Annotated in this window: 24 protein-coding genes; 10 read left to right on the forward strand and 14 right to left on the reverse strand. The window is 43.3% G+C overall.

Annotated features, from left to right (window positions below; all coding sequences use genetic code 11):
- Nucleotides 1-126 precede the first annotated feature (126 nt).
- Entirely contained in the window at nucleotides 127-954 is an 828-nt protein-coding gene (locus RM556_RS06405) for a hypothetical protein (RefSeq protein WP_311374170.1), read from the forward strand.
- Between the two features lie 8 nt (nucleotides 955-962).
- Here RM556_RS06405 and cdd read toward each other — a convergent pair whose 3' ends face one another.
- Nucleotides 963-1376 (reverse strand): cytidine deaminase, encoded by a 414-nt coding sequence (gene cdd / locus RM556_RS06410; protein WP_311360853.1) that lies wholly within the window; start codon nucleotides 1374-1376, stop codon nucleotides 963-965.
- A 243-nt stretch (nucleotides 1377-1619) separates the two neighbouring features.
- Between cdd and RM556_RS06415 the strand changes: the two genes are divergently transcribed.
- The 3 genes from RM556_RS06415 to RM556_RS06425 all read left to right on the forward strand — a co-directional run bounded on the left by RM556_RS06415 (nucleotide 1620) and on the right by RM556_RS06425 (nucleotide 7040).
- Nucleotides 1620-2693 (forward strand): efflux RND transporter periplasmic adaptor subunit, encoded by a 1074-nt coding sequence (locus RM556_RS06415; protein WP_311374171.1) that lies wholly within the window; start codon nucleotides 1620-1622, stop codon nucleotides 2691-2693.
- Nucleotides 2694-2706: 13 nt separating this feature from the next.
- On the forward strand, nucleotides 2707-5886 hold the full coding sequence (locus tag RM556_RS06420; RefSeq protein ID WP_311374172.1) for an efflux RND transporter permease subunit: 3180 nt from the start codon (nucleotides 2707-2709) through the stop codon (nucleotides 5884-5886).
- A gap of 95 nt (nucleotides 5887-5981) precedes the next feature.
- Entirely contained in the window at nucleotides 5982-7040 is a 1059-nt protein-coding gene (locus RM556_RS06425; protein ID WP_311374173.1) for a bile acid:sodium symporter family protein, read from the forward strand.
- Nucleotides 7041-7109: 69 nt separating this feature from the next.
- Here RM556_RS06425 and RM556_RS06430 read toward each other — a convergent pair whose 3' ends face one another.
- Complete coding sequence (locus RM556_RS06430; protein ID WP_311374174.1) at nucleotides 7110-7796, reverse strand: type 1 glutamine amidotransferase domain-containing protein; 687 nt, start codon at nucleotides 7794-7796, stop codon at nucleotides 7110-7112.
- Between the two features lie 158 nt (nucleotides 7797-7954).
- Between RM556_RS06430 and RM556_RS06435 the strand changes: the two genes are divergently transcribed.
- Nucleotides 7955-8821 (forward strand): LysR family transcriptional regulator, encoded by an 867-nt coding sequence (locus RM556_RS06435; RefSeq protein WP_311374175.1) that lies wholly within the window; start codon nucleotides 7955-7957, stop codon nucleotides 8819-8821.
- Between the two features lie 196 nt (nucleotides 8822-9017).
- Nucleotides 9018-10178 carry a DUF547 domain-containing protein gene (locus tag RM556_RS06440; protein WP_311374176.1) on the forward strand — a complete coding sequence of 387 codons (1161 nt, stop codon included), beginning with the start codon at nucleotides 9018-9020 and terminating at the stop codon, nucleotides 10176-10178.
- Nucleotides 10179-10258: 80 nt separating this feature from the next.
- Here the strand turns inward: RM556_RS06440 and RM556_RS06445 are convergent, their stop codons facing one another.
- The 3 genes from RM556_RS06445 to RM556_RS06455 all read right to left on the reverse strand — a co-directional run bounded on the left by RM556_RS06445 (nucleotide 10259) and on the right by RM556_RS06455 (nucleotide 12204).
- Nucleotides 10259-10450 carry a DUF3185 family protein gene (locus RM556_RS06445; RefSeq protein WP_311360846.1) on the reverse strand — a complete coding sequence of 64 codons (192 nt, stop codon included), beginning with the start codon at nucleotides 10448-10450 and terminating at the stop codon, nucleotides 10259-10261.
- A 72-nt stretch (nucleotides 10451-10522) separates the two neighbouring features.
- The gene (locus tag RM556_RS06450) at nucleotides 10523-10996 is read right to left on the reverse strand and encodes an NYN domain-containing protein (RefSeq protein WP_311374177.1); all 474 of its coding nucleotides are present in this window, start codon (nucleotides 10994-10996) and stop codon (nucleotides 10523-10525) included.
- A complete protein-coding gene (locus tag RM556_RS06455) occupies nucleotides 10993-12204 on the reverse strand; it encodes a site-specific DNA-methyltransferase (RefSeq protein ID WP_311374178.1) in 1212 nt (403 codons plus the stop codon). Before RM556_RS06455 ends, RM556_RS06450 begins: the two co-directional genes overlap by 4 nt.
- 241 nt (nucleotides 12205-12445) lie before the next feature.
- On the opposite strand from RM556_RS06455, the gene RM556_RS06460 reads away from it, so the two are divergent.
- Nucleotides 12446-13045 carry a 1-acyl-sn-glycerol-3-phosphate acyltransferase gene (locus tag RM556_RS06460; protein ID WP_311374179.1) on the forward strand — a complete coding sequence of 200 codons (600 nt, stop codon included), beginning with the start codon at nucleotides 12446-12448 and terminating at the stop codon, nucleotides 13043-13045.
- A 20-nt stretch (nucleotides 13046-13065) separates the two neighbouring features.
- Here RM556_RS06460 and RM556_RS06465 read toward each other — a convergent pair whose 3' ends face one another.
- The 8 genes from RM556_RS06465 to RM556_RS06500 form a co-directional block, all read right to left on the reverse strand.
- Nucleotides 13066-14010 carry a hypothetical protein gene (locus RM556_RS06465; protein ID WP_311374180.1) on the reverse strand — a complete coding sequence of 315 codons (945 nt, stop codon included), beginning with the start codon at nucleotides 14008-14010 and terminating at the stop codon, nucleotides 13066-13068.
- Nucleotides 14011-14342: 332 nt separating this feature from the next.
- Entirely contained in the window at nucleotides 14343-15182 is an 840-nt protein-coding gene (locus RM556_RS06470) for a transporter substrate-binding domain-containing protein (protein WP_311374181.1), read from the reverse strand.
- A 116-nt stretch (nucleotides 15183-15298) separates the two neighbouring features.
- Nucleotides 15299-16468, reverse strand: coding sequence for a succinylglutamate desuccinylase/aspartoacylase family protein (locus RM556_RS06475; RefSeq protein WP_311374182.1), 1170 nt, complete (start codon nucleotides 16466-16468; stop codon nucleotides 15299-15301).
- A 34-nt stretch (nucleotides 16469-16502) separates the two neighbouring features.
- Nucleotides 16503-17453, reverse strand: a complete 951-nt coding sequence (locus RM556_RS06480) for a YncE family protein (protein ID WP_311374183.1) — start codon at nucleotides 17451-17453, stop codon at nucleotides 16503-16505.
- Nucleotides 17454-17675: 222 nt separating this feature from the next.
- Nucleotides 17676-18092 (reverse strand): hypothetical protein, encoded by a 417-nt coding sequence (locus RM556_RS06485; RefSeq protein ID WP_311360838.1) that lies wholly within the window; start codon nucleotides 18090-18092, stop codon nucleotides 17676-17678.
- Between the two features lie 53 nt (nucleotides 18093-18145).
- Nucleotides 18146-19090 carry a methyltransferase domain-containing protein gene (locus tag RM556_RS06490; RefSeq protein WP_311360837.1) on the reverse strand — a complete coding sequence of 315 codons (945 nt, stop codon included), beginning with the start codon at nucleotides 19088-19090 and terminating at the stop codon, nucleotides 18146-18148.
- Nucleotides 19091-19133: 43 nt separating this feature from the next.
- Entirely contained in the window at nucleotides 19134-19682 is a 549-nt protein-coding gene (locus RM556_RS06495) for a MarR family transcriptional regulator (RefSeq protein WP_311360836.1), read from the reverse strand.
- Nucleotides 19683-19971: 289 nt separating this feature from the next.
- Entirely contained in the window at nucleotides 19972-22707 is a 2736-nt protein-coding gene (locus RM556_RS06500; protein ID WP_311374184.1) for a pitrilysin family protein, read from the reverse strand.
- A gap of 345 nt (nucleotides 22708-23052) precedes the next feature.
- Here RM556_RS06500 and RM556_RS06505 point away from each other — a divergent pair, with 345 nt between their 5' ends.
- The 3 genes from RM556_RS06505 to RM556_RS06515 are packed head-to-tail and all read left to right on the forward strand — an operon-like array spanning nucleotide 23053 to nucleotide 25372.
- A complete protein-coding gene (locus tag RM556_RS06505; protein ID WP_311374282.1) occupies nucleotides 23053-23640 on the forward strand; it encodes a hypothetical protein in 588 nt (195 codons plus the stop codon).
- Nucleotides 23640-24365 carry an SDR family oxidoreductase gene (locus tag RM556_RS06510; RefSeq protein WP_311374185.1) on the forward strand — a complete coding sequence of 242 codons (726 nt, stop codon included), beginning with the start codon at nucleotides 23640-23642 and terminating at the stop codon, nucleotides 24363-24365. Before RM556_RS06505 ends, RM556_RS06510 begins: the two co-directional genes overlap by 1 nt.
- Before the next feature lie 23 nt (nucleotides 24366-24388).
- Nucleotides 24389-25372 carry an amidohydrolase family protein gene (locus tag RM556_RS06515; protein WP_311360833.1) on the forward strand — a complete coding sequence of 328 codons (984 nt, stop codon included), beginning with the start codon at nucleotides 24389-24391 and terminating at the stop codon, nucleotides 25370-25372.
- Between the two features lie 49 nt (nucleotides 25373-25421).
- Here RM556_RS06515 and RM556_RS06520 read toward each other — a convergent pair whose 3' ends face one another.
- Nucleotides 25422-26597 carry a mandelate racemase/muconate lactonizing enzyme family protein gene (locus RM556_RS06520; protein ID WP_311360832.1) on the reverse strand — a complete coding sequence of 392 codons (1176 nt, stop codon included), beginning with the start codon at nucleotides 26595-26597 and terminating at the stop codon, nucleotides 25422-25424.
- Nucleotides 26598-26610: the final 13 nt, after the last annotated feature.

The following is a 26610-nucleotide window of genomic DNA, read 5'->3' on the forward strand; positions in this document are numbered from 1 at the left end:
TAGGGTTTAACTCACATTGATTAGTGAAAACGACTAAGAAATAGTGAAAGTAACCCGATGTCAGTCTCATTTATTCAGCACTGAAAAAATTTACTATTAATTTTCATAGACTTACATATAGGCACAATGATTGCTCATACTGAGCTAAAAAGTGAGCTAAAAAGTGAGCTAAAAGGCGAGCTAACAGAGTCATTTGTAAGAAATGACGCATACACAATTAATAACAAACACACTCAAGGCAAAACGGAGAACACCATGATCACTCAAATTAAACGCCCAGTTTATACATTCATCGGCATTTCATTATTCAGCATATTTTTAAGCGGTTGCATTGTGCATGTGAATGCAAAAGACGCCGACTGGGACTATGAGAAAGGCAGTGAAAGTAGCTATTCAGGCGATATTAGCTCTACCAACAAAAGTGTCAAAGTTGGAGAAGGACGCAGTGTTGAAAATATCAGTTCAGTCAACGGTAGCGTGAAGGTTTCTGATGATGTGAGTGCTGAAGATATTTCTAGTGTTAACGGTAAGGTAAGCATTGGTGACAATGTGAGTGCCGACAGTGTTGAATCTGTTAATGGCCAAGTAAAAATTGGTTCTGGCTTTAAATCAAGAGGTCAGGTTAGCACCGTAAATGGGGGTATTCGCATTGATAATGACAGCTCTGTGGGTGGCGCAGTTTCTACCGTGAACGGCAGCATTCGTCTTGAAGGCGTAATTGTTAGCAAAGATATATCTACAAAAAATGGTAGCGTCACTCTGAAAGACGGTTCAGTCGTGAAAGGCGACATTCATTTTGAACCTATTTCTAAAAACAACTACAACAAACGCAGACCAACGCTATATATTAGTGCAGATTCGGTTGTTGAAGGTAATATCATTCTTGATCGTCCAGTTGACCTAGAATTAGAAAACCCAGACCTAGCTGACAAAGTTAAACGCAACTACGAATAAGAGATAGACTAGAGGTCGAATCGGTTGGGCAGCAATTGCCCAAGCGTACTTTCCCATACTTCAGTGCCAGCTTGATTAACACACATCACTGGCCCATCAACTTGTCCCATAAATTCCGTCACTACTTGTCGGCAAGCACCGCAAGGCGAAATTGCCTGTTCTTGATTGGACATAACATGAAGTGCAGAAATAGATGTCATCCCTTGTGCTATCGCAGCAGAAATGGCCGAGCGTTCAGCACAGACCGTTAAGCCGTAAGACACATTCTCGACATTCACACCGTAGGCAACTTTCTTTTCGCCATTGACTTCATACTCGACGGCTGCAGCCACTTTAACCCCTGAATAAGGGCTGTACGCTTTGCCAAGCATTTCGCTTAGCTCGGTTTTTAGTGACTCAGTGTGTATCTTTGTTGATGACAAAATATTTCTCTTAAGTAGTGCTTATGCATTGGGAAGAAAATATAAATTATATGAATTCATATGCGCTCGCAAGACTTGAATGTAAAGATTCTATGCAGCTCTACACACTTTATTACAGAAACCCTACATTTTATGGGTAAATAGTTTTAATTGTGTCATTCACTTGTAAGACCACTGAGCGTATAATATGCGTCCGTTTTCAGTTCGAATTCTTATCACCCAGTTCCTCAACAGGCTGTATTAATGAAAAAACCACACATCATCGCCATCGCTATGACCGTCATTATCGTATTATGGATGGCTAGCGGTATGCTTTTTAGCGCCGAGTCAGAAACAAACTCAGCGCCAGCCAAACGTGAAGCCCAAGCAAAAATGTTGGTTCAAGTTGAAGACAAGCAAGCGCAAGTCGTTTTCTTGTATCTCACTGTTCAAGGACAAGTTGAACCGAATCGCCAAGTTATCCTTCGTTCAGACATTAAAGGCCGTATTGCCGCTTTGCACGCAGAGGAAGGACAAAGTATTGAAGCCGGAGAGCGTTTCGCGACTTTGGCATTGGAAGATAGAGAGATTCGTTTAGAACGTCAAAAGGCGCAATTGAAGTCTCGCCAAGAAACATACAAAAGAACGCAAACCCTCTCAAAAGACAATCTGCAATCCAAATCAATGTTAGAAGAAGCCTACGCCCAACTAAAAGCAGCGGAAGCAGACCTTGCACAAATCGAGTTTGAAATAGAAAAGCTGGAAATAAACGCACCATTCTCCGGTACGGTCGACCGCCGCATGGTTGAGCAAGGTAGTTATGTGACTGAAAGTACTGAGATTGCCCGTTTTGTCGATAATACAAGCTTAAAGGTCATCGCCCCCGTTGCTCAACAGAATATTCAACAGGTAAGCATTGGCGGAACAGCAGAGGTTCGCTTAGCGACAGGCCAGGTTAAAGAAGGAAAAATCACTTACATTTCCCCACTGGCAAATCAAGGCACGCGAACTTTCCGTGTTGAAATTATGTTAGACAACCGCGACCAGAGTTTACCTGCCGGTATGAGCGCTGAAATTAAAATACCTGTGAAAGAAGTGAATGCTCACTTTGTTTCACCAGCCATCTTAGCTTTGAGCACAGATGGAGATATTGGCGTGAAAATTACCAATGAGAACAACGAGGTCGAGTTTCACTCGGTCACTATCGTCAAATCTGAAACAGCCGGTCTGTGGGTAACTGGATTACCGCAAACGGCTCGTATTATTACTGTTGGGCAAGGTTTTGTTGACGACGGTACGAAGGTCGAGATTCAAATAACCAGCGCCAAAAGCGAATAAGGAGCGACGTTAAATGAACAGCATCATTGACGCAGCATTCAGTCGCGGTCGTAGCGTTGTTTTGGTATTCGTGATGTTAGTGCTAATGGGCACTAGCGCTTACGTCACTATCCCTAAAGAATCAGAACCTGACATCGCCATTCCTATTGTCTATGTTTCCGTTAGCTACGAAGGTATTGCGCCAGAAGACGCTGAGCGGCTCTTGGCTCGACCATTAGAAAAAGAGTTACAATCGATTGAAGGGCTAAAAGAGATTCGTTCAATTGGTGCGGAAGGCTATGCCTCGGTTACGCTTGAATTTGATGCAGGCTTTAACTCTGACCAAGCGCTTCAAGACGTACGTGAAAAAGTAGACCTAGCACGCGCAGAGTTGCCACCAGGGACAGACGAACCGAGAGTAACAGAAGTTAACGTTGCTTTGTTCCCGGTACTAAATGTGGTGTTGTCAGGCCCCATTCCTGAAAGGTCACTAGTGGCAATAGCCAGAAGCTTGAAAGATGAAATTGAAGCGCTTGCTGGCGTGCTTGAAGTTGAAATAGGCGGTGACCGAGAAGAGGTTTTAGAGGTTATCGTTGACCCATCTGCACTGGAAGCCTACAACATTTCCTACACCGAACTTTTCAATTTTGTACAGCAGAACAATCGTTTAGTTGCTGCAGGAGCCTTAGATACGGGTGCGGGACGCATGGTGTTTAAAGTGCCAGGTGTTATTGAAAACGCTGAAGACCTCGCCACTTTGCCAATCAAAGTAGACGGCAACACCGTAGTCACTTTCCAAGATGTTGCTAGCTTACGTCGTACGTTTAAAGATCCCTTAAGTTTTGCCCGATTAAATGGCCGAGCAGCACTAGCCTTAGAAGTATCCAAGCGCAGTGGCGCCAACATCATTGAAACCATTGAAGCTGTTCGCGCTATCGTCGACGCTAGAAGCCAAGAATGGGGCTCTGCAGTGCAGGTCAACTATCTTCAGGACAAGTCTGAAAACATCCGTACGATGCTTGGCGACTTAGAAAATAATGTTATCACCGCTATTATTTTAGTCATGATCGTCATTATTGCCGCTCTGGGTGTTCGTCCTGCTATTCTGGTTGGTTTTGCGATTCCTGGCTCATTTTTAGCTGCCATGCTAGTGCTCGACCTAATGGGCATTACGCTGAATATGGTGGTGCTATTTAGTTTAATTCTAGTGGTCGGAATGTTGGTCGATGGTGCAATTGTGACTATCGAACTTGCCGACAGAAAAACAGCCGAAGGAAGTGACCCCAAAGTAGCCTATGCTGAGGCCTCTAAAAGGATGGCATGGCCTATTATCGCCTCAACACTCACAACGCTCGTCGTGTTCTTACCGCTTTTAGTGTGGCCAGGCTTGGTTGGTGAGTTTATGAAATTCTTACCAATTACGGTGATCATTACGCTCACTGCATCACTTGCCATGGCACTCATATTCATCCCTGTTTTAGGTGGGATATTGAACAAGAAAACCAAAGCCAAAAAGCGAGTAGATGAGAAAGACGAACAAATGAAAGCGGCCGAAGACGGCGACTTATCTTCCATAAAAGGTTGGGTTGGAAAATACTTAAACGCTTTAGCATTCATTCTAAAGCATCCTGCTAAAGCCTTCGGAACCGCAATGTTTTTCATCGTTGGCGCGTACACCGTTTATGCCTTTTTAGGCAAAGGTGTCGAATTCTTCCCGTCGGTTGAACCAGAATTTTTGCAAGTTCAAGTGCAAGCACGTGGCGACCTCTCTATTTTTGAACGTGACCAAATTGTTCGCCAAGTAGAAAGTCATGTGCTTGATGTTGATGAAATCAAATCGGTCTATGCGCGCACACTAGGCGCTAATAATCAATCAAATAGCAATATGCCAGACGACACTATCGGTGTCATTCAACTGGAGCTTGTCAATTGGCGAAATCGTCCATCTGCAGAGGAAATTAAACCGATGCTACGTGACAAAGCCTCGACGATTCCGGGCATTCAAGTTCAAGTGCGCGAGGAAGAGTCGGGCCCAGCCTCTGGTAAGCCGGTTCAAATAGAAGTGAGCGGTATTGATGGCGGTGCCATTGCGGCTGCAATAGCTAAACTACGTGACACAATGGAAGATATAGGCGGCTTTATCGATGTTGAAGATTCACGCCCCTTACCTAGTATTGAATGGCGATTAAAAGTGAATAGACAAAAAGCAGCAGAATTTGGTGCCGACGTCACGCTAGTAGGTAATGCCGTTACCTTAATTACAAATGGCGTTTTGCTTGCTGAATATCGCCCTGATGATGCCGAAGAAGAAGTAGAAATACGTTTACGATTCCCTCGTAGCGATCGTACCTTAGAGCAATTAAACCGCTTGCGCGTGCCATCACAAAACGGACAAATTCCAATTAGTAATTTTGTGACCTTCGAACCTGCACCGAAGACTAGCATTATCAATCGCACTGATGGTAAACGAGTTATGACAATCAAGGCCGCAGTGGATCCTGAATTGTTGCCGGATGCACAAGTAAACAAGATTAAAGAAGCTTTACAAGGGCTTGAACTGCCTCGCGGAATTAACGTTAAATTCAAAGGCCAAGACGAAGATATTCAAGAAACGATGACATTTTTGAGCAAGGCGTTCATCACTGCCATCTTTTTAATGTCTATTATTCTGGTGACGCAATTCAACAGTTTCTATCAAGCCATGCTGGTACTTAGCGCCATTGTATTTTCTACTGCGGGCGTATTGCTGGGCTTGTTGGTAACAGGGCAAGCATTTGGCGTCGTTATGGTCGGGCTGGGTGTAATTGCCTTAGCGGGCATCGTTGTAAACAACAATATAGTTCTGATAGATACGTATAACGACCTCAAAAAGCGTGGTATGAGCGCACAAGAAGCACTGCTTCGCACGGGTGCCCAAAGGATGCGTCCAGTGTTGCTAACATCGGTTACAACCGTGCTCGGATTGCTGCCGATGGTTTTTGCACTCACAATTGATATTGTGGGTCGCGACCTTTCAATAGGTGCACCTTCAGCTCAGTGGTGGACGCAGCTTGCTAGTGCAATCGCTGGGGGCCTTACCTTTGCGACCTTACTGACGTTGTTTTTAACACCGTGTTTGCTGATGCTGGGTGAAAATATGTCTGCATATTTTAAACGTCGGAAGACTCAGGACGTATCTTCGGTGCGAGTTTCTGAAACCCCTGAGGAAAACTAGTTACTTATTTTTTGAACGATATTCCGCATTTGTGCGTTGAATAGTATTAGCTGACACAAACGCGCTTTACTATATCGAGAGAAATCGAGAGAAAGATGACAAAGACACAGGGATTAAATCTATTTGGTGCTCTGACGCTTATTGCTGGGCTTTGCAGTATTGTATTATTTGTTTTGCAGCAGTGGACGCTATCAGGCCCAGCTGTCATTCTATTTTTCATATTTCTAGTTCTCTTCTTGCGCAAAACCGAGCACTTTTCTGGTTTTGCCTTCACCTTTGTGATTTTTGCTGCCGTTGCGGCTTCGCTCTACTGCCCAGAGCTTTTCATCGGTGTAGGTGACTTCGAATTCAAGGGCCTTATAGTGCCGCTTTTGATGATCATCATGTTTGGTATGGGCACCTCAATGAGCGTCAATGACTTCGTGCGGGTTGGTAAAATGCCAAAAGGTGTTCTGATCGGTCTAGTATTGCAGTTCTCTATTATGCCCATTGTCGGTTTCAGCTTGGCGACAATGTCAGATTTGCCACCAGAAATCGCTGCCGGTATTATTCTTGTGGGCTGCTCGCCAAGTGGTTTAGCGTCGAATGTCATGGCATATATCTCCGGCGCAAACCTAGCGCTGTCACTTACCTTAACGGCAGTATCAACGCTTCTAGCACCATTCATTACGCCATTCTATATGTCACTCTTTGCAGATCAATTTGTGCCTATCGATGCAATGGCGATGTTCTTGAGCATCAGTAAAATTGTCATACTGCCGATTATTTTGGGCTTAGCATTCAATCACTTTCTTCATGGTAAGTTTCCCATCGTCGATAAAGCGATGCCAAAAATATCGATGCTCGGCATAGGCTTGATTTTGATAGTCTTAGTATTGATTCATAATATATTGGGTTATGTATTAGGCTATGGTAGTGCCCGAGTTATGGGAATGGACGAAGCATCTTCACGTACTATCGCGTTTGAAGTGGGTATGCAAAACTCGGGCTTAGCATCAGGCATTGCGTTGGAGATGGGTAAGGTAGCATCGATGGGGTTAGCACCTGCGGTTTTCGGTCCGATGATGAATATCACCGGCTCATCCTTGGCCGCGTGGTGGCGGGGCAAACCTCCTCAAGAGCCTAAAGATAAACTTCAGGCAAACGAACAATAGTTTCCGACATTAAAAAGCCATCTTTCGATGGCTTTTTGTTATTCGTCACTTTTCATTCGCAAGTCATTGCTATGCCAGTTTACTTACTAGAAGCTCTGCCAATGCTTTTGATGAAGCTGGGTTCTGACCCGTTAGTAATAAACCATCTTCGACGACAAAAGAGCTCCAATCGTCGCCTTTCTGGTAGTTTGCACCCAGTGATTTGAAAGCATCTTCCAATAGCACAGGAACAACATCTGTTAGTTCAACAGCGGCTTCTTCGCCATTAGTAAAACCCGTAACCTTCTTATTCGCGACCAAAGCGTTGCCTTGATTATCTTTTACATTCAACAATACTGCAGGTGCATGGCAAACCGCTGCAACTGGCTTATTCGAAGAATAAAAAGTTTCGATTAACTTAATAGAGTCTGCATTCTCGCGCAGATCCCACAAAGGACCATGACCACCTGGGTAGAAAATTGCGTCAAACTGGCTCGCATCGATATCAGCAAGCTTATGAGTGTTAGCCAAAGCTTCTTTTGCTTCTGCGTCGGCCTCAAAACGATGTGTGTCTACAGTCTGGAAATCTGTTTCGTTGCTTTTTGGATCCAAGGGAGGCTGTCCACCTGCCGGAGACGCCAAGGTCAATTTGTGCCCCGCATCAACGAATGCATAGTATGGAGCTGCCAATTCTTCTAACCAAAACCCTGTTTTTTCGCCAGTATCACCTAAGGCATCATGCGATGTTAATACAACAAGTATGTTTTTCATTTCCATTCTCCATTATTTAATTCAGTGTTTATACACGATTTAGAATAGTATAGATTGAAAGCCATTTGGTGATAATCCCATATATTCACAAATCATTATTGCTATATGGCAACAATAAACATTTAAAATTGATACACTCCTTAAAGCAGCTGTCGGAGTAATCTATGTTTTTTGCAATTGAAGAGTTTATCGCGCTTGGTCAAACCCAAAGTTTTTCAAAAGCGGCTAAGCGTTTGGGAGTGTCTGCTTCGCATATCAGTCGGAGAGTGAATGCGCTTGAGGAAAAGCTTGGTGTTAGGTTAGTCCACCGCACTACCCGTGTCGTTCGCTTAACCGATGCGGGCCATGACTATTTTCAAAAGTGCGCTGATATTTCTGATGAAATGGAGGAAGCCAATGCCTCGCTTATTTCTGATGCGGCAGAGTTAGAAGGTAGAATTAAGGTATCAGCTGCTGGTGATTATGCAGAGCGGTTCGTGTCCCCTGCCCTAGCACGCTTTGGATTATTGCATCCAAAACTGCGTATCGAAATGGATTTTAATCCGCGCAATATCAACCTCATCGACGACGGTTTTGATTTTGCTGTTCGCTACGGACATTTGTCTGATTCAAGTTTAGTAGCCCGCAAACTCACTGAGCGCAAGTTGGTTGCAGCTGCCTCGCCAGCTTATCTGAAACAACATGGCGAACCGACACACCCTAGTAAACTGAGCAAACATCGATGCATTATCTCAATGAATGATACTTGGCGCTTTGAGGAAGACGGTAAGGAATTTTCTGTACGCGTCCCTGCAGTATGGCAGTCAAATAGCGCCACAAGCCTTGTAACAAGCGCTGTAACAGGTGCGGGAATTTGTTACTTGCCAGAAACGACACTGCAACAAGCCATCGAGTCCCAATCGCTTCAGCCCATCCTAAAGACATTCTGCTTCAGTGCAATACCTACCTGGTTGGTGTATCCGAGTAAACGCTTCTTACCATTACGGGTCCGTGCTGCAATGGATTACCTGATCACCTCTACGGCATCGTGAAGCGCCGAACTGGTGAAAGTTAGTTGTCTGTATGAATGTACTTTTTCATGTGTCATTTGAAACAATTTGCGACAATTTAAGTATAAGTAATCTCTTGAGTAATATTTATAAATTCTGAGAATTTTTTTATACTCAAAAGGAAGAGTTAGGCCTTTCTGACTCTTCGGATGAAGCTAAAATAACAAGGATTTCCGGAATGTTTAAAAGATTGTTCGAGGTATCAGTACTGACAGTATTACTCACTGTTTCTGGCAGCTTAATCGCTCAGCAAGGGAACACTCTGAATTATGCCAAGTATTCAGAGTTCACTGAAAACTCACAGCTTGAAATGGACTTTAGTGTTGTGGACCAACTAATGCATGCTGGCGTTATGAATATGGGTCCTTCGACGCGCGCTTTTGCCAGACCGGTGCCACCATCAACAGGGACGCGTCTTACACAAACAGTCGATCGCGCAACAGAAAATGAAGCAAACCGGTTCTTTTATGAAAGCCTGAAGAAAGACCAAGAAAAAATCCTAAGATTGCGCAAAGAACTTGAAGCCATCCCTAGTGTGACTCCTTTGAATCAATTTACACAAGAAGCGCAGTTGGCTTACTGGTTAAATCTATACAATGTGACGCTTATTAATGAAGTCGCTCTCCTTTATCCGATGAATAGTTTACGACCCGTTTTAACCGGCGAAGATTCTATTCTTGAAAGGAAATTGTTGTCAGTAGATGGCGTTCAACTCAGCCTCAATGACATCCATTATCGAATACTGCCCGCTCTATACCCCGATAGTACTTTATACATTTACGGTTTACACCAAGGCATTAAAGGTAGCCCTAATATTCGTACCAAAGCCTTCACTGCAAGTAATGTTATACAGAACTTAAAGAGTAATGCCGCCGAGTTTGTTAATTCAAATAGGGGGACACAGTTCAATAGTGACGAGGGTGTCGTGAGAGTTTCCAGTTTTTATGAGCGAAATGCACAACTTTTTCCGGGCTTTAACCAAGCACTCAAATCGCACCTTTTACAGTTTGCGAATGCTTCGATTCGAGAGCTCATAGAAAACGCCTCAAGCTTCAGAGCAGACATCAGTAACTGGCGTATTAACGATTTGTACGGAAGCATTCGCCGCAGAGATGTCGGACTTTATGTTGCTAATGGCGGCGGTACCCGTATGGCTACCGGTACTAAAATGTCTCCAGCACAGAAAAACGAGCTTATTTCTCTTATGAGAGTGAGAGCGGTAAACTTCGGCGGAGGGTCTGTCACAGTGACCGACCTTGACCCTAGGAAAGAGGCAGAAGCCAGAGCCAGGGCTGAAGCTGAAGCGAAAAAACAAGAGAGTGACAAAGACAGCAACTAAGTTAAGTTGGTCGCTTGAGCGCATTTTAGATTATCATCGTGCTCAAGCGGTCCTCATTAGCAAGCTCAAAGTAATATTCGTCATTTAAGCTTTAATGCACCTAGAATAATGCACACCGCTCCGCCAACCATTCCTAGCCAGGCTTCGATGGGCGTATCTCCGCTAATTGCACGACCTATCGTTGCTCCCGCAGAGTCATAAACATCGTAGCCCCAAAAAGCCAACGCTACACCCACTACTAAAAGAACGATACCTATTATTTTATTATTCATTATTCACCCGTTTTCTATTATTTTTGTTACACAGTTTACACATTCATGCCACCCAACACTGTGGGAAAGTTACTACATCAACCACTTCTCATCAATATCGATAAACTCAGAACTCGCATTGATAAGAGAGTTCGCTGTTAGATTCAGCACACCATAAACACAAGCTTTGCAGTTATGGTCTTGTCGGACCTTGCTGAGTAGACGGTCAAAATCGCCGTCGCCAGACAATAATATAATTTCATCGACATGAGGCGCCGCTTCCAGAATATCGATAGTGATGCCCACGTCCCAGTCCCCTTTTGCTGAACCATCAGCACGCTGAATAAAAGGTTTTAGTTTTACTTCAAAACCAATGTGCCGTAGTGCACTTTGAAACTTCCTTTGTTGCTCATCCCCACGATCGATTGCATATGCAAAAGCCTCACTTATCTGCTTATCGGCTTGAATATGCTGCCAAAAATAGCGGTAATTAAACTGACGACCAAAAGTGTGCCTGGTGGTGTAATAGATATTTTGAACATCAACAAAGATAGCGACTTTATTCAAGCTAAACTCCTTGCTTGGATTTGCACACTGGGTGTTTGAATGACTATCATATCAATATTATCGCGGCTAGGCGGCAAGTCATTCAGGTCTATTAGTGTTTGTACTAAGAATACTCGTTTTGAGCCTTTCTTCGACGCAGCCTTCAGTAATCGAGTAGCTGCTTCAGCTAAGGTTTCATCACTCTTTTGGACTTTTACCAACACCGGCGTGTTCTCAAACTGTTCGATCAGAATTGCATCAATTCCTTGGTTCCTATTGACCGGATTAAAAGCTAGGCCTTTTAGGCATTCTAGTATTACCGAGTCTTGTTTCGCGAAGCTGTCTCGCCCTTTCGTCAACAACGCTGAATCTGTTTTTACCGGCGCCTGTAAGCGACTTTGTGCTAAGTTTATAGCGTCTTCAGACTGGTCGATACCAAGGTAACGCCGCTTTAATAGTTTTGCGGCCACACAGCTTGTTCCGCTACCACAAAATGGATCCAACACGACATCATCTTCGTCTGTGACCAATTCGATTATGCGATCAAGTAACAGCAAGGGCTTTTGCGTTGGGTAGCCCACGCGTTCTTTGGCTTTTGGATTTAAATAAGGAATATCCCAAACATCATTCAAAGGAACACCTTGTTTGGCATCTCCGATTTCAATCTTACCGTTTGCATCGCGTGCATATACCGACTTATTGTCTTTGTTTCGTGTACGTCTTTGCAGAATTTGGTCTAAATTGGTTGCATCAGAATAAGCGGTAAAAACTTTGCGGAATTTGAAGTTCTTTGTTTTGCTATAGAAGTAGATGTTTTGATGGCTGGGTAGTAAGCCCTTTTTGGCATTTGACCATCGTTTGTAGTGCCATATAATTTCTGATTGAAAATTCTCCGCACCAAACACAGCATCTAGCAAGGCTCTCACAATATGATTTGCTGACTTATCACAATGCACAAAAATGCTACCGGTGTCGCTCAGTAGATCTCGCATGACCAACAAACGTTCATGCAAAAACAAAGCATAACTTTCTTGATCGCCCCAAATATCGTTAAAGCTGAATGTCGTGCTGCCATCTCGGTTTTTCAAACTGTGTTTTTTTTCGGTGAAGAACGGGGGATCGAGATAGATTAGGTCAATTGAATTTGGCCTTATTTTACGCATTTCGGTCAAACAATCGCCCAAATATAGCGTATTCAATTCTTCCATATTTGCTTGTTGAGAATTCAATTAAAGGTTTCCATACGTAGTCACGGTGTGCTTGCTCAACTGCATGTTACCTAGGCATGTCGGTGACTACAAGATTAGCTGATTGCCTAATACAAATTAAGGCACTAGTATGGTGCATAAATTTGGAAATAGACAAGTTAGGAGTGTTGCTTGCCATACCTTTTAATTTTACTTGCCATTGTGGCACTCATCTTTGTTATTTCTAAACTCCTCGACCGCTCAGCAAACAATGAAGGTAAAAATGGCAATAGACACGATGGCGAATAAGCCACCAAAAGGCGGCAACCGTTTCTCTGGGTGGTTGGGTGATACTCTTCTGAAAGTCACTGGCTGGAAAATAGAAGGAAAGCTACCACAAGAACCAAAGTTTGTGATCGCTGTGGCCCCTCATACATCCAATTGGGATTTCTTTTTGGGCGTTGCAGTATTGTTCTCACTGCGTATCAAGATCCGCTTTTTAGGCAAACACAGTATCTTTGTCCCGGTAGTAAAACAGTTGCTAGAGTTTATTGGTGGTATGCCGGTCGACAGACGTTCTAAGCACGGTGTTGTGGCACAAGTTGTTGAGGAGTTCGATGCGAATGAGAAGATGATTTTAGCGGTCGCACCTGAAGGAACTCGTTCTCAGGTTTTTCCCTGGAAAACAGGTTTTCTCGCCATTGCACACAAGGCAGATGTGCCGGTTGTTTTAATTGGCTTTGATTTTGTAGATAAAAAAGTGCTGATTGGTCCGAATTTCAAAAGCTCTGGTGATTTCCAGCAAGACATGACGACGGTCTATGGCTATTATAAAAATGTGCCAGCAAAATACCCTGATAAAGTTGTTTTCCCAGCGGAATAAGCCCTACTCAGCGAAGTGCTTTAAAAGAAGCGCACTACCGAAAGGTCACCAAAGGAGGTTTCAATATGGCGTCCTTTTTGATCCCATCCACGAATAAGGACTAGGGTTTTCTTATCTTGCGATGTCCAAGAAAAACCCACACCCAGTGCTTTCGACTTCTCATCTCCTGATTGCTTCAAACCGATACTACTGTTCTCATTCTTAATATGACCTTTTCCGTATTTATACTCGGCAAAGAAGTTGAAGTTGTTAGGTAAGTTGACACTCAGCAAAGGTCCAACATTCGCGCTAAACGAAGTCGATTTGAGTTCAGTCACTTGAGGTATATCTCCCTGAATAAATTCAGCATCAAATAGGATAGAGTTGGGACTTTCAAGCGACAAATACTTCAGTGACCATCCGCCAACAACACTGAGAGACCAATCAAACTTGTTACTTAATACAGGGCGATTTAAAAAGAAATGCTCAAATAAAGACTCACCTTCACCAAAAGTATACAAATTATGTAAACCGAAGAGTTCTATTTTGGACGATTTGCTGTTCTCCAAAAAACGACGCTCTGCACCAACGCCACGCAGGTTTTCAGCTTCAGTCTCAAGGCCTTCGAGTATTTGATAATTAAGAGTAATCCTTGAGTGTTTAAGCTTGCGATAGGAAAACAGGAAATTCTGGGTTTTCGTTTCAACGTTATTTTCAAAAACATCTACGGCATAACCAATCTCAATTCCATTGACGTCTACAAAAAAACCAAGGCGTTCGTTATTCAGTGGTGTTAAATTAAAGACCGTTTTCTGCCCATCAATACCTTGAGGTTCAAATATCAATGTGTGACTGGTGTCAGGCTTTGATAGCGTAGTTCTGAATGACGTTATATCAAAATCAAAAGAGTATGCTGAATTTGCTAACAGCATTAAAAAAGCCAATAAAGAAGTTCGTGTATACATGATTTTGGATTCATGAGTCATTCGGTGCCTTGATTATAGGGGAAAGGCAGCAGCCAAATAATCACAGTTTCAACACGTTATTGTGGCGTTTTTATAACATTTATATTGCTATACTTTTGTTGGTGTCATGCCTGCCCATCTTGTCATTCCTGCCCATCTTGTAACGCCTGCCCATCTTGTAACGCCTGCCCATCTTGTCATTCCTGCGGAGGCAGGAATCAGGTCCCCGCCTTCGCGGGGATGACAGGTTACGGGGATGACAGGTTACGGGGATGACGGCTAGCGGGGATGACGGCTAGCGGGGATGACGGCTGGTGACGGGTTGCGGTAGTGACCGGTTGCGACCAGTTTGGTTAATAAGAATACTTCGCCATGAGGTCTTCATAATCGTCACTAGCTTTTACCCGTTTTAGCTCGGCGTTAAACGCAGCGAGCTGCTCTGGTGTAACACTCTCCTGGCTGAACATCACATAAGCGTTGCCTGTTTCTATCGTGATGCCTTGGGCAATAATGTAATCTGACAATGCTTTGCGTCTCAACATTGAAGCACCAACGAAACTGTCTTCTAAAAAGCCATCGATATCGCCATCCATTAGGCGAGCAACATTCAGCTCTCCCATAATGGCGTTAACAAACATTTTCGAGGTTTCAGGATGGTCAACTAAGCGCGCAACTTCTTCTCCATAAAGGTATTCAGCAACGACGCCAACTTTGCTTCCACTATTAACAAACTCTGTAAGCGTAGTGAAAACCAAGTCGTCTTGTTCTCCGCTTCGGATGTATAAAGAAAACTCTTCCATACGATAAGGCTCACTAAAGAAGGCGAACTCTTCCCTAGCAGGGGTTTTAGACGCCCCCAACAAAATATCAATATCACCCTCTTTGAGTAAGCCTAATAAGTCCACCCAAGTCCCTTGTTTATAAGTAATCTCACAACCAATTCCGTTAGCAACTAAACTCACTAATTCAATATCGAGTCCAGCCACTCGTCCACCCACATCGGCGTATTGATAAGGTTCCCACGCATCAAAGCCTAAAAGTAGACTGCATTCTTTAACAATAGGGGTAGATTCTGCAAGTTCTGCAGCTGCGGGGAGGGTCGTTTCCGTAGTATTCTGTGCTTCCTCTGTTGTTTCAACTTGAGGGCTGCAAGCAGCAAGAAGAAAGATCATAAGCAAGTAGCTAATTTTCATATGTGACTCCTTAAACTGTTCATAAAGTATACGATACAATTTGGAATTAGCTAGTTTGTTTCACTTTAGGCTGCAGAGACACACAACGGCAGTATCCCGCTTAATCATTTACTCGGTTAAACGTCAAAATATTCAGTAAAGCACTTATATAATTGAGTGCCACTGAGCACCGACGCTGATGGAAAATGTAGCATAGGGATTAGGTCGCAAGGCGCTTTGACTTCATGCATTGCATTATCGTTATCAAGGTCATCAATATTGAGTACACGTGCCATCACTTCGCCTTGCTTCACATGTTGACCCGGCCTAACGCAGTATTCGACCATACCACCAAAATCCGTGAACAAGGTTTTGTAGTGACGTAAATAAACACCTAAGCGTTGCATTTTGGCAGGCGCATAATGAACATCGGCGCTTTCTTTTTGCGCTAGGCCGCCGTTTTCAGCTAAGAAACCTAAAATGCTAGCTGCATCTTTCGCACCTTCGTCAAAATCGATAACCTCTTGGCTACCCATCTCCAAAGTAAATGCTTGAACACCGAAATCATAAGCCTGATTAAACCGATTTTTTAAGTGTTCTTGTAAGGTCCACCAAGGGCAAAAGCAAGCTTCATCAAGGGCGCCAGCAAAAACATTTGGTATGAAGATACAATGCGGAATAGAAAAGGCCTTTGCAGCTGATTTTGCGTATTCAGGAATGTAAACGTGACGGGTAGATACTGGACCGTTATGTAAATCGAGCACATAGTCGGCATCAAATGCTAATTGTTGAAGTCGAAGGTTTAATTGTTGCGCTAAGCCTAGCCCCCAAGGTTGTTCTAACTTGTTTTCAATCTCTTGTTGCCACTGTTTGCGGAATAAGGCTTTTATCGTCGCTTCATCGTCTTCAGCAGAAACGGTATCAGCGAAGCTTTGCACTTTTTCCTTGTCATAAAAATAACCACGATTCCAATTCGTACCATTCACGGGGTCGAATCGCCCGAGCGTGTACTCTCCCGCTTTTATATTCGTTCCAACCGGATTACAGTTAGGCACGAGTACAATTTCGCCTTGAATTTGAATATCTTTAAGTGCGTTTATCAAATGGTAAATAACCACATTACCTTGTACTTCTGCACCGTGAATGGAGCTTTGGATATATACTTTTGGACCAGGTAGGTTGTCACTAATTCGGTAGATGGGCACATTCAAACTTCTACCTGAAGCGTTCTGTGCAACCGCAATATAAGACTTTCTTAAACGCTTATCAGAATGCGCATTCTTACTCGTAATTAGATCACCGTTCACTGCTTAACACTGCCTATTGTCTGGAATTCAATTATTAGTTGAGTGATATAAAACCCACGCCATCTGGGTTATTTCCAGTTGGGTATTCTGCAATAATTTCTTGGGTATGGATATCGATAGCAACAATTTTATTTTTTAAGTTCAAAGATAGGAACACAACATCGAGGCTTGGATGCAAGGTAATACCTTGAGGACCTGCTTCACTTTCAAGCGCTAAACGTCCAATTTCCGTTTTGTTTGCAACATCAAAAAAGCGTAAATCGTGGTTTCTAAAGTCAGGCACCATGGCAATCTTTTCATCATGAGAAAAAAGCACGCGATAAGGGAAGCTAAAATCATCAAACTGAGCCAGCGTCTCATGAGAATCTGCACTAATCACACGAACCAAGCCTGCTTTATTTCCACCATACCAGATCTCTTTGCCATCACGCGTAATGTTGATAGCTTCCGGCATTTCGGCGCTTGGGATCTGCTCAACTACACTAAAATCATTCAAAGATATTTTTGAAATGGTGTTTGAGCGAATGTTGGTGGTGTACGCGAAATCTTCTTTTTCGCTGATCGCTAGCATGTGGGTAGTGTCTTGCTTCGTACTGACAGCTTGTGTGACTTCACCAGTAAAAATATTGGCGATCACAAAGTGTTGGCTCTTGCCTGAAGTAAATGCCACGTGTTGTTGGTCATTCAAAAAACGAATGCCATGCGGTCCAGGGTATTTGTCCAACTTTATGGTGCGAGCCACCGATTGGTTTGCAATATCAAACACCGTTAAACTGTCGCCGCCAACAAAGTCAGTGCTTACAGCCCACTTTCCGTTTTGACTCACCACTAATTCATGAGGGCCTTTACCTGTTGGTAATGTATTGATGACTTTTCGCTGAGCGGTATCAATGATACTGATGCTATTGTCCGTTTTATTTACCACCACGAGCAGCCCCACAATCTGTGACTCTGAGGCCCCTGCTTTCGCTCTCTGTTGATCCATTGCTGTGCTCGTGGGCGAAGTAAAAACCAAAAACGGTAATAACAACAGTGATAAAAAAGTGTGCGGCATTTTGCTAGTCCTTCAGAAAGCGGTGTTCTAGATAATATGCACCCAGCTTAAACCAAGTATAGAAGCATTGCGAAGTTGAAAATGTAATAGTTGATGTCAATGGCAGCCCCTATGTGCTGCCGAGCATCGCTTTGTTATGTGAGGAGTCTTGGCTTAACTGTATTTACTATCTATCTTTTTTAGAGAACGCAAAAACAGACCGATGCCACCCACAGCCAACACAAGTATGACGATAAGTTCAAAAGAAGACATTGTACGTAGGTTGAATCTAACGGTAGATATCACACCAAAAATCAAAGCTGTAATAGAGCCTATGGATAAGATCCAACCGAGTAAATTTTTACTATTGTAGAAAATCATGCCGACACCGAAAATGAAGGGGATCATGATCATGCCGCCAGTAATACCAACATTACTACCAAAACCAGAGAAACCAAAAAGACGAGAGCCTAAACCAAAATTTGAACTCACTGTTATTGCATTCAGCAGCATGTAAAAACCGCCACACATCATCACTAAACCAATAAAAAAGAGTCCTACACCACCCGAACTTCCACCTGCACCTTTCATTCTTTATTCCTTCAAATCTTGATAGTTTTCATAGTTATATCATTTCTAAGCGCTTATTGCTCTGGCTTTCTTGCACTCACAAGGTAGTAGGCAAAGTCACGTCTGTGCATACCTATAACCATGCCCATAACAGGCGCGATAAAATGCATTTTCTGCATCGTCCGTTCGCCCTTTTTCATGGCAATATTACTAAAAAAATATTTAATCGACACCCAAGGCACATGTAAAACACTCGGTAACGCACGCCATGATGAATCTTTCACCTTAATATCAACAAAACCGGCATCGCGGAGCGCTTGGGTAAAATCATGAATATTAGCGAAAGTATCAACTGACCAACCCTTGCATACAAGGCGAAACGCCTTTTCAAATAATGGATTAGACTTTGTCCGCTTTCTAAATCCGTCGGCAACGACTAGTCGCGCTCCCGGCTTAAGGATCCGAAAAGCCTCATTGATAAACGACGCCTTACTGGTTCCATCAGCGTAGCAGCTACTTTCAACAGCATAGGCGCCATTGAAGCTATTGTCAGGAAATGGGGTGTTTCTATAATCAATTAGGTGAAAGCTTGCTCGTTCATGAAGACTAGCCTGCTCAGTGAAAACCGACGCTTTTTCAATTTGCCAAGGAACCACTGTTGCGCCCGTAATATAAGTGTTCTCATAATGCTGAGCACAATAACGTGCCGTCGCACCTACTCCACAACCAAGATCAATGACTTGGTTCATAGCATCAGTGTCGAGCTGCAGTCTAGATAACACCTGATGATTCATTTCAACAAGCAAAGGTTCACGTTTAAAAGGATTCATTCCCATTAGATAGTAACCAAAGTGCATGTTGTAATTTGGGCTCCAAGGTTCGTAGTCGAGTCCAACCTGTGAGTAATATTGAATGATATCTTGGGAAACCTGGCTTGCGTCGAACTGGTAGTGAGTATTTAAACCAGTATGCGGACCTACATTAAGGTTTTGACCTAGGGGCTTGACCGTGTCTTTCATAACTCTTTACTCCACATAAAGCGCTTACTATGAGCGCGAATGTTTAGCTTTTTTTACCAGGAAGGAAACGCGTAATTCTGGCACCCATTTTCATTAAAGAGACTAAACTGCTGGTTGGTAAACTTCTAATTTGTTCATACCAGTCCGTCAGCGTATTCATAAAGCTTAGCATTTTGCTAATTTGAGCTTTGACTTGTTTTGGCGTGTCAGCATCGCTTTCCATATCGAGTTCACATTGTCGAAGCATACTAAGAATCGGGTCAATCTCGCGTTTCTTTCTACCTTCAACAATAGTGAGAAGCATTGACCAAGTGTCACCTTTCACACAAAAATGATCTCGACGGTCACCAAGCACTGAGTGAGTTTTTATCAAATCCCAGCTCTGTAACTCTTTAATGCTAGTGCTTACATTGGAGCGAGCAACTGACAAGGCTGCCGCGATTTGTTCTGCGTTGACTGGCGCATTTAAAAGGTAAAGAAGTGCATGAATCTGCGAGACGGTGCGATTTACCCCCCAGCGCGTGCCCATTTCTCCCCAGTGCAAAATGTAGGTTTCCATTAACGGTGTAATACGAATATCGTTATCACTCATGTTGATTAGCCTTGTGCTTTTAGTTTGGAAAGCTTTTATTTAGTTATTTCTGTACTTACAGAAATAACTGTAATACAAGAATTGGATTTATGCAAGGTAAACGGTTTTTTCAGTAGGATGAGAGTGATAAGCTTTTAAGACATGCGGCCAAGAGATTATTACAGCCATTCCCAAGTAAGCTACCATTAATGAAACGTTTGGTGGGGGTGCATAAACCATGAGGGCAACAGACCAGAAAGAAAAAAGCCACTTCAAATTGAAGTGGCTTTTGTGATTTTAAGCGCTAGTCTTATTCTGCAGACTTCGCTTTTTGCATATCGCCAGCTTTAATAATAGATATCTTGTCGAGGTCGAAATATTTACGCATCACTGCGTTGACTTCTTCCGTCGTTAAGGCTGCCATTTTCGCTTCGTAATCGGCGTACCACTGTAAGTCACGATCATAACGGATCGTATTACGCAGAGTGCCTGCGAGCTCACGGTCTTGTGCACGACTGACTTTCTTCGATTGCAAAATACCTGATTTAGCTGCTGCTACTTCTTCATCAGTGAATCCATCTTTCAACAATCTAGCCATTTCTTCCTTGAAGCCAACTTCGACTTTATCGAGGTTTTGCGGAGCGCAAATAGCATAGGCACCAAAGGTAGTTTTATCATCTTCAGGTAGTTGAGAAATGAATGAACCCGCACCGTAGCTTAAACCGTCTTCTTGACGTAAACGCGTTGCCATCCGGCTATTGAGGAAACCACCTCCGAAGATATAGTTACCTAACTCTAGCGCAGGAGCATCTGCGTGCTTTTGGCCTACTGGCAACATAAGAGCAGCGACAAAAGTCGCGTTCTCTTTGTCAGGTGTATCAAATACAATATTCTGAGCTTCAATCTCTTGATAGGCGTTGCTTAAACGCTGGTAATCAACATCGCTACCCCAAGAAGTGAAGCTTTGTTCCAAGACCTTCTTGATCTCAGCCTTATCAAAATCTCCAACAATGCTTACTAGCAAGTTGTCATCAGTGTAGAACTCTTTATGGAAAGCCTTTAAGTCATCTAGGCTTAATTTTTCTAAGTTCTCCAACATGGTCTCGAAAGTAGCAGAGTGCAAAGGGTGACCCTTTGGATAAGGGTTCATTAAGCGACCATACTGATTAAAAGCAAGCTGTTGTGGGTCTTGAAGGTTTTGCTCAATATCCACCTTCATCGTGCTCTTATACTGCTCAAACTCTTTTGCATCAAATTCAGGTTGCTTCATGATTTTTTCAACCAGGGTCATAACAGCCGCTAGGTTTTCTTTCGTTGTGCTAATGCTAGCATACGCTAAACTTGAACCACCGCTAATACTGACTCTGGCTTTTAACTTATCGAACTCGTCTTGGATTTCTTGACGAGACATACCTGCTGCACCGCGAGTTAGCATGGTTGCAGTAGCGTTACCTATCATGCCTTTGTTCATTAATTTGTCGAGGTTGCCAAATTGGAACATCATGGTAAGTGACACCGATTCACCGCGTGTCTTTTTATCAAGCATCACTGCTTTTGTACCATTATTAAACGCAACAACTTCACTACGGCTTTCAATATTGTCGAATGAAGGCTCGAACAGTTCACCTTGTGCCACTTGCTCACGTCCTTTGTAGCCATCAACCATATCAGCAACGCTTTCGACTGCTGGAATAGTGACTCGCTCTGCTGTTTCGGAAGGAATAAACTGACCTAGTGTTCTATTGTTTCGCACCAAATAGGTGTTAGCCACGCGCTGAACGTCTTCTAAAGTCACCGTTTCAATGCGATCTCTGTTTAAGAAATACAAGCGCCAATCACCCATTGCTAACCACTCACTTAATCCGAGTGCGATACGTTCAGAAGAATTCGATGTTAATTCAATATTTTTAATTAAACTGCGTTTTACACGATCAACTTCATCTTGAGTGATAGGATTGCTATTTAAGCTTTCGACAACATCTAATAAAACATCTTTGGTTTTAGATAAATCGCTCGCTTTGTCTACTTCTGCGAAATAAAAGGCAAGCCCCGGCTCTTGCCACTGAAAGTTAAAACCGTAAACACGACTCGCGAGTTTGTTTTCAACAATGGCTTTGTGTAAGCGACCGCTTGGAGTGTCACCTAGCACTTGGCTGAGGACTTCAATGGCAGCAAAATCTGGGTGTGAACCGGCTGGGATGTGATACGCCGCACCAACGATTTGGGCGTCTCCTACACGGCGAACAGTCACACTTCTCTCACCCGCTTTCGCTGGCTCGCTAGTATACAATGTTGGTAATACGCGCTCAGGCTTTGGAATCACACCAAAATACTTTTGAATGCGAGCTAACATGTCTTTTTCTTCAAACTTACCAGCAACAATTAGCGTAGCGTTGTCAGGTTGATAGTATTTTTTGTAGAAGGCTTTTAGGCGGTCGATTGGCACATTCTCTAGGTCAGAGCGCGCACCAATAGTTGACTTACCATAGTTATGCCAATCGTAAGCTACGCTGGCAATGTGTTGAAGAGTCACTCGAAACGGACTGTTCTCGCCACGTTCAAATTCGTTACGTACCACTGTCATTTCACTGTCTAAATCTTCTTTAGAGATGAATGAATCAACCATGCGGCTTGATTCCATAGACAATGCCCACTCGATATTTTCTTCGGTAGCTGAGAATGTCTCAAAATAATTGGTCCGATCGGTCCATGTAGTCCCGTTTGGCCTTGCACCCGCAGCACTTAATTCTGCAGGGATATCTTTATGCTTAGGTGTGCCTTTGAAAACCAAATGCTCAAGTAGATGAGCCATACCAGTCTCGCCATAGTTTTCATGCTTAGAGCCCACACGATAGGTAACATTTACCGTCACCGTTTCTTTGGTTTGATCTGGGAATAGAAGCACTTGAAGACCGTTATCCAGTCTATATTCGCTGATACCCTCTACTGCGTTTATTGGCTCGAGTTTGCTTTGAGCCATAGCGTTAGCGCTAGCGAGAGAGAGCATTCCAGCTAGAAAGCCGACGCCGATTAGTCGTAGTTTCATGTTACGTCCCTATAGTTAAGAAAATTTACCTAGTGGTGTAGAATAGACACTGAATTGGCTTTAATCAACTGAACTTAGCGCCTTTTGTAGTCTAATGTAAGTCATTAAAATCAATCTAAAGTTCCATTTGTAAACCTAAATGTTTCGTTTCTGTTATCGATGACTGAGAAATTGACGCACAGAGTAGGTAATTTACCTTGAATCCAGTAGACTTAGAGCGATAAAACCAAGAATAAGAATAAGGAATCTAACATGTTGACGTCTCCGTTTTTCGAAAAGAGCACAAACAGCAAGCAGTCTAGCGCTAAGCAACCTTCGTTCATTAGCATAAGTTCGATGATGGTAATGGTCATCAGCTGCTTACTATTTACGTTTAAAGCAAATGCTGGCGCAGATACTGGACCTGCGCCTTTAGTTTCAATTCCAACTCAAGATGCCTTTTTTGACAGTATACGAGGACACTGCTCAAAGGCATACGAGGGTAAAGTGACAGTGGACAATCAACCAAGTAGTGCCTTTGATGCACCTTTGGTGATGTTTGTGCGCAAATGTTCTGATAGTCAGTTACAGGTACCTTTTTACGTTGGTGACAACGCCTCACGTACATGGCTAATAACGAAAACTGGCAGCGGTTTAAGTTTAAAGCATGATCATCGCCATGAAGATGGCTCTCACGACACGGTGACCATGTATGGCGGCCATACTGTAGACGCCGGTTATAATGAAATTCAATCATTCCCTGTTGATGAGTACTCTAAACAATTGTTTGCGAAAGAAGGTCTACCGCAGTCGATTACTAACACATGGCAGATGTACATTTATGAAGATGTATTTTCATATCGATTGGTACGAGAGGGTCGTGAGTTCCGTGTGGACTTTGATCTCACGAAACCGATCACACCGCCACCTGCACCATGGGGCTATGTAGACTAATGCCAAAAACACTTGTCATTACCGGTGGTAGTTCTGGTATAGGGCTAGCCATCGCAAAGAAATTTGAAGATGCGGGATATCAAGTTTTCAACCTCGACATACAATCCGGCGAGTACGGGCAGTTTATAAAATGTGACATGACACAGCATGAACAAGTGACTGAAGCTGTTCATTCGATTGGTGAAAAGCATGGTATAGACACCCTTATTTGTAACGCAGGCAAACACTTATCGGCCTCAATTGAGGCAACAACAGAAAGCGATCTAATTGGCCTATTCAATTTGAATGTGAAAGGTGCCTTCTCTGCCACACAAAGTGCTTTACCCTTCATGAAAACGAACAATAATGGCGCCATTTTGTTTATTGCATCAGACCAAGCGGTGATTGGAAAGACTCATTCATTCGCTTACAACATGAGTAAACATGCCCTCGCCTCTATGGCCAAAACCACAGCTCTGGATTACGCATCGTATAACATCAGAGCGAACGCAATTTGTCCTGGTACGATTGAAACGCCACTTTATCACAACGCGATTGACCGCTATTGTGCAACAAGTGGCGCAGACAAAACCGCAATACATGCTGAAGAAGCAGCTCAGCAACCCCTAGGAAGAATAGGTCAAGCAGAAGAAGTTGCATCATTGGCCCTATACCTCGCCTCAGATGACGCTAGTTTCATTACTGGCAGTTTGCAGATGATAGATGGTGGTTACACCGCAAAATAATAAAAACAACACGAGAATGAAAAATGAATGGAAGCACACTCAGCATTATCGATCCGCATGTACATTTGTTCGATATTGAAAATGGACACTATGACTGGTTAAAAACCAACAACGCCCCTTTTTGGCCGCAAAAATATTTGATTAACCGAACTTACGTCGACAACGCTCTATACTTAGAAGAGCCATTGCGTCTCGCCGCCTATGTCCATATTGAAGCGGGCTATGATAATGAGTCAGGCGAGCGTGAATTAGCCATGCTTGAAGAAAAAGCGTCGATCCCCATGTGCACTATGGGTTATGTAGATATCACCCTACCTCATGACGACTTCCTATATGCCCTAGGAAAGCAGTCTGAATTTCGCAGCTCCCGTGGCATACGATATATCCTCGACGGCTCGCTGAATGAAATAAAAGCGACATTAGAGAATGAATGTTCTTATAAAAATCTTGCTTTTTTGGGTAAACACAAAGGGACTTTTGAACTTCAATTAGATGTGAAAAATACGGAATTGGTTGTTCTCGTCTACGCCTTTTTTAATCGCTTACCGGAACTTCAAGTAGTATTAAATCACGCAGGTTTCGCCCCTTTTCTAGAAAAAGAAGAAAGCAATCAAGCATCGATTTACGCCCATCAACTCGACTTCACAAATTGGCAGGCAAACCTGTTGCTGCTAGCAAAACTTCCCAAAGTTGCCGTGAAGTGTTCAGGTTTTGAAATGTCTTTGCTGAACGAAGATAAGGATGCTATCGGCGCTGTCATTCAATACACAAACGAAGACGTTATTGCCGTCGTTAAGCATTGCATAGATGCGTTCGGCTCTGACAAAGTCATGATGGCTAGCAACTTTCCATTATGCTTATTCTCGATGTCTTATCAGGACTATTGGGAAACCGCGTTGGGAGCATTGCAGCATTTATTCAAAGACAAGGATGAGAATCAACGCGAAGCGTTAATGACTGCCCTTTTGCATGATAATGCCGCTCGTATTTATGGCATTGAAAGCTAAGGCCTGGTGATCTTAGCTTTTTTACCATTCATTCTATTGGTGTATCACATTACTTAACGGTGATGTGCGGTGAACGTTTCACCACTTCATCGTTTAACTCAATACCAATACCTGGCAAGTCTGGTACTTTAAACTTTCCATTTACTGGCTGATAGTCCTGAATACACAATTCTCTATTCCAAGATTTGATCGCGTAAGTGTGATGTTCATGAATTAAGAAGTTCGGGATTGCAGCTTCTAGTTGCAATGATGCTGCAGTTGCTACCGGCCCACCGCATACATGGGCTTGAACTCGAATGTCGTAAACATCAGCATAGTCGCAAACTTTCTTAGCTTCAGTGAAACCACCACACAAACCAACATCAGGTTGCAATACATCAATACTTTGATCTTCAAAGTAAGGCCGAACGTCCCAACGGTGATAAAGCCTTTCTCCACCAGCAATGGGCACTTTCACATTCTCAGCAACTTTTTTGTGTACCGCAGAATTGAGATAATTTACGGGCTCCTCGAACATCATACAGCCAACTTCTTCAACGATACTGCCCATCTGAATAGCAGAAGCACAACCCATTAAAGAATGAGCCTCAAAAATAATATCCACTTCATCACCAACTTCTTTACGAATAGCGCGGAGGCGATCACCAAATAGTTTCATCTGTTTAGGTGTGAAAAGCTTTGTTCGATCGAAAGAAGAATCACCATTCTCATCGTAAACAATTGGGTCGACTTTTACCGCATCATAACCTTCTGCCATTGCCTTTGCAGCCGATCGCGCATAGTCGTCAGGTGTTAACATTTTTACGCAATCTTGGCTCCAATCAAACTGAAGTTGGCTGGCATAAGTACGTAAATCATCATTCGTTTTGCCACCCAGAAGCTGATAAACCGGCACATTCAAGGCTTTGCCTTTAATATCCCACAATGCGGTATCGATGGCGCTCATTGCTGCGTATAGCACCGGACCGCCACCCAAACCCCAAAAGCTCTCACGTAGCATGCGTGACCATAATAATTCTGTTTTAAAGGGGTCAAAACCGATCAACACCGCTTCGGCAATTTCCTTAATCATCGCAGCTGCGGCGCTGTGTCCCCAGTCATAGGCTAAACCGGCTTCACCGACACCGTGAATTCCTTCATCGGTATGAACTCTGACAAATATGGGATTCCATGGCGGACGTTCTGGGCAATGGATATCAAAAATTTCGATATGGGTAATCTTCATTCGATTCTTCTTT

Source organism: Alteromonas sp. W364, assembly GCF_031846205.1.
GTDB classification, from domain to species: domain Bacteria; phylum Pseudomonadota; class Gammaproteobacteria; order Enterobacterales; family Alteromonadaceae; genus Glaciecola; species Glaciecola blandensis.

Excerpts from the sequence above, each read along its gene's own strand:
- RM556_RS06405 (WP_311374170.1), top strand. The coding sequence starts at position 127 with ATGATTGCTCATACTGAGCTAAAAAGTGAGCTAAAAAGTGAGCTAAAA.
- RM556_RS06415 (WP_311374171.1), top strand. The coding sequence starts at position 1,620 with ATGAAAAAACCACACATCATCGCCATCGCTATGACCGTCATTATCGTA.
- RM556_RS06420 (WP_311374172.1), top strand. The coding sequence starts at position 2,707 with ATGAACAGCATCATTGACGCAGCATTCAGTCGCGGTCGTAGCGTTGTT.
- RM556_RS06425 (WP_311374173.1), top strand. The coding sequence starts at position 5,982 with ATGACAAAGACACAGGGATTAAATCTATTTGGTGCTCTGACGCTTATT.
- RM556_RS06430 (WP_311374174.1), bottom strand. The coding sequence starts at position 7,796 with ATGGAAATGAAAAACATACTTGTTGTATTAACATCGCATGATGCCTTA.
- RM556_RS06435 (WP_311374175.1), top strand. The coding sequence starts at position 7,955 with ATGTTTTTTGCAATTGAAGAGTTTATCGCGCTTGGTCAAACCCAAAGT.
- RM556_RS06440 (WP_311374176.1), top strand. The coding sequence starts at position 9,018 with ATGTTTAAAAGATTGTTCGAGGTATCAGTACTGACAGTATTACTCACT.
- RM556_RS06445 (WP_311360846.1), bottom strand. The coding sequence starts at position 10,450 with ATGAATAATAAAATAATAGGTATCGTTCTTTTAGTAGTGGGTGTAGCG.
- RM556_RS06460 (WP_311374179.1), top strand. The coding sequence starts at position 12,446 with ATGGCAATAGACACGATGGCGAATAAGCCACCAAAAGGCGGCAACCGT.
- RM556_RS06465 (WP_311374180.1), bottom strand. The coding sequence starts at position 14,010 with ATGACTCATGAATCCAAAATCATGTATACACGAACTTCTTTATTGGCT.
- RM556_RS06470 (WP_311374181.1), bottom strand. The coding sequence starts at position 15,182 with ATGAAAATTAGCTACTTGCTTATGATCTTTCTTCTTGCTGCTTGCAGC.
- RM556_RS06480 (WP_311374183.1), bottom strand. The coding sequence starts at position 17,453 with ATGGATCAACAGAGAGCGAAAGCAGGGGCCTCAGAGTCACAGATTGTG.
- RM556_RS06485 (WP_311360838.1), bottom strand. The coding sequence starts at position 18,092 with ATGAAAGGTGCAGGTGGAAGTTCGGGTGGTGTAGGACTCTTTTTTATT.
- RM556_RS06490 (WP_311360837.1), bottom strand. The coding sequence starts at position 19,090 with ATGAAAGACACGGTCAAGCCCCTAGGTCAAAACCTTAATGTAGGTCCG.
- RM556_RS06495 (WP_311360836.1), bottom strand. The coding sequence starts at position 19,682 with ATGAGTGATAACGATATTCGTATTACACCGTTAATGGAAACCTACATT.
- RM556_RS06500 (WP_311374184.1), bottom strand. The coding sequence starts at position 22,707 with ATGAAACTACGACTAATCGGCGTCGGCTTTCTAGCTGGAATGCTCTCT.
- RM556_RS06505 (WP_311374282.1), top strand. The coding sequence starts at position 23,053 with ATGGTCATCAGCTGCTTACTATTTACGTTTAAAGCAAATGCTGGCGCA.
- RM556_RS06510 (WP_311374185.1), top strand. The coding sequence starts at position 23,640 with ATGCCAAAAACACTTGTCATTACCGGTGGTAGTTCTGGTATAGGGCTA.
- RM556_RS06515 (WP_311360833.1), top strand. The coding sequence starts at position 24,389 with ATGAATGGAAGCACACTCAGCATTATCGATCCGCATGTACATTTGTTC.
- RM556_RS06520 (WP_311360832.1), bottom strand. The coding sequence starts at position 26,597 with ATGAAGATTACCCATATCGAAATTTTTGATATCCATTGCCCAGAACGT.